Consider the following 3,003-nt stretch of genomic DNA (forward strand, 5'->3'; position numbering starts at 1 on the left):
CGCCTGACGCGGTGTCCGGATCGGACCCGCATGCCGTGATGAGCAGTGCCGCGCCGAGCAGCGCCAGTGGGAGTCGACGGGCGCGAGGGATCACCCGACGATCTTCGCACGCAGAACCGGCGACGAAACGGCCATCCGTCCAAAATGTGCACCGTGCTTTCGTAGGCTGGTCGGGTGATCGATCAAGACGTCCTCGAACGAGTACTCGCCGGCGCGACCACGACCGGCGCCGACTTCGCGGAGGTGTATGCCGAAGACAAGCGATCCACGTCGGCGGGTCTCGACGACGGTCGGATCGAGCAGGTCACCAGCGGACGCGACCGTGGAGCCGGGGTGCGCGTCATCGCGGGTGAGACGACGGGATTCGCCTACACGTCCGATCTGAGCGAGGACGGTCTGAACGCGGCGGCTGCTGCGGCGGCCGCAGCAGCACGACAGGGCGGTGGCGGTGTCACGACCGTCGGGCTGACGCGGTCCGCGACTCACCGACCGAATGCGATCGTGCACGAGCCGGACTCGATCGAGAAGGCGCGCAAGGTCGAACTCCTCATCCGGATGAACGAGGCGGCCCGGGCGTACGGAGCCGAGATCGTCCAGGTCTCGGCCGGCTACGGCGACAGCACCAAGCGCGTGCTCGTGGCCAACACCGACGGCGTGCTCGCCGACGACGAGATCGTGCGGACGCTGCTGCGGGTCAACGCCGTCGCCAACGGCGACGGCGGGATGCAGACCGGATACCAGTCGATGGGTCACACGGTCGGCTTCGAGATCTTCGACACGGTCGACGTCGAGGAAATGGCCCGCGAGGCCGCCCGCCAGGCGATCACCAAGCTCGCCGCCCGCCCGGCACCGTCGGGCGAGATGCCCGTCGTGATCAAGCACGGCACCGGCGGCGTGCTCTTCCACGAGGCGTGTGGGCACGGGCTCGAGGCCGACCACATCCAGAAGGGTGCGAGCGTCTACGCCGGCAAGGTCGGCAAGCAGGTCGCCAACCCGATGGTGACGTTGGTCGACGACGGCACGATGCCCGGCGAGTGGGGCACCCTTGGCATCGACGACGAGGGTCAGCGCACGCAACGCAACGTGCTGATCGAGGACGGGATCCTCACCGACTACATGTGGGACTTCCTCCGCTCCCGCAAGGACGGTCGCCCCCAGTCGGGCAACGGCCGTCGTCAGAGCTACCAGCACCTCCCGATGGTGCGGATGACGAACACGTTCGTGATGAACGGTCCCGACGATCCCGACGACATCGTCTCGTCGACGCCCAACGGCGTGTACGTCGCCAAACTCGGGGGCGGGAGCGTCAACACCGCGTCGGGCGATTTCGTGTTCGGGATGACCGAGGCGTACCTGATCGAGGACGGCAAGATCACCGAGCCGCTGCGCGACGGAAACCTGATCGGCAACGGACCGAAGGTCCTCCAGGACATCGACATGCTCGCGAACGACTTCTCGATGGGCAGCCCCGGCACATGCGGCAAGGACGGCCAGGGCGTTCCGGTCGGTGACGGTCAGCCGACGCTGCGCGTCAAGGCGCTGACGGTCGGAGGGACGGCATCGTGAGCGGCGTGAACGACACCACGGCCGAACTCCAGGCCGTCGCCGATCGGGTGATCGAGCAGGCATCCGGCGGCGAGCAGATCGAGGCGTTCGTCTCGCGTGGCGGCGAGACCGAAGTGCGCGTGTACCAGGGCGACGTCGAGCACTTCGTGTCCGCACAGGCCGAGGGGATCGGCATCCGGGTGATCCGCGACGGCCGAACCGGGTTCGCGTACGCGGGGACCCTCGACGAGGCCGCTGTTGCCGAGGTGCTCGCCGAAGCGCGTTCGAACGTCGAGTTCGGAACGGTCGACGAGTTCGCGGGTCTCGCCGAGGCCGACGGCGTCGAGCCGACCGAGCAGTCGCTGTGGAGCGACGCGCTGGCCGACTACGAGACCGATCGCAAGATCGACCTCGCGAAGACCCTCGAGAAGCTCGCGTCAGGACTCGACCCGCGGGTGCGCGTCGACGACTCGAACTACGCCGACGCCTGGGGCGAGACCGCGGTCGCGTCGACGGCGGGGATCCGCCAGTCGGGTCGCGAGAACGGTTGCTACGTGTCGGTGTCGACGCTGGCCGACGAAGGAGAGGGCGATGACGCCGAAACCCAGACCGGGTTCGGGTTCTCGGTCGGCAAGTCGCCCGAGGAATTCGATCTCGACCGTGCCGCACGGGAGGCGAGCGATCGGGCGACGTGTCTGCTCGGCGCGACCAAGCCGGCGAGCAAGCGGGTCACGGTCGTGCTCGATCCGTTCGTGACCGCCCAGTTCCTCGGAGTCATCTCGTCGACCCTCAACGGCGAGGCCGTCGTCAAGGGTCGGTCGTTGTTCGCCGATCGGATCGGCGACCAGGTCGCCGCGTCCGGCGTCACCTTCGTCGACGATCCGACGAACCCGAAGGCGTACACGTCGACCGATGTCGACGGTGAAGGCCTGGCGGCACGCCGCAACGTGCTCATCGAGCAGGGCGTGCTCAAGCAGTTCGTGCACAACTCGTACTCGGCGCGCCGCGCCGGCGCATCCTCCACCGGCAACGCGACGCGTGGTGGTTTCGCGGGGACACCCGGCGTGGGCTGTCTGGCGCTGTCACTCGAACCAGGCACCCGGTCGCAGGCCGAGATCGTCGCCGGGATCGACGACGGGCTGCTCGTCCAGCAGATGCAGGGGCTGCACTCGGGCGTGAACCCGATCAGCGGTGACTTCTCGACCGGTGCGGCCGGCCTGTTGATCACCAACGGCGAACTCGGCGCCCCGGTACGTGAGTTCACGATCGCGTCGACGCTGCAGAAGATGCTGCTCGACATCGTCGAAGTCGGTGGCGACATCGACTGGCTCCCGATGCGCGCGGCCGGCATGAGCCTGGTCATTTCCGACATCACCATGTCCGGCAACTGACCCGCACCGCCCTCGCCTCGATCATCCCCGCCCCGCCCCGCCCCGCCCCGCCAGCCCACCCCAGCCC

At 68.4% G+C, this 3,003-nt stretch carries 2 protein-coding genes; both read left to right on the top strand.

Annotated features, from left to right (window positions below; genetic code table 11):
* The first annotated feature begins 174 nt into the window (after positions 1-174).
* A complete protein-coding gene (locus WBV89_RS14510) occupies positions 175-1,566 on the top strand; it encodes a TldD/PmbA family protein (protein WP_423982067.1) in 1,392 nt (463 codons plus the stop codon).
* Positions 1,567-1,571: 5 nt separating this feature from the next.
* Positions 1,572-2,936: a TldD/PmbA family protein gene (locus WBV89_RS14515; protein ID WP_423982068.1), complete on the top strand. Its 1,365-nt coding sequence runs from the start codon at positions 1,572-1,574 to the stop codon at positions 2,934-2,936.
* The last annotated feature ends 67 nt before the right edge of the window (positions 2,937-3,003 follow it).

It is taken from the genome of Ilumatobacter sp., assembly GCF_049588435.1.
In the GTDB taxonomy this organism is placed as follows: domain Bacteria; phylum Actinomycetota; class Acidimicrobiia; order Acidimicrobiales; family Ilumatobacteraceae; genus Ilumatobacter_A.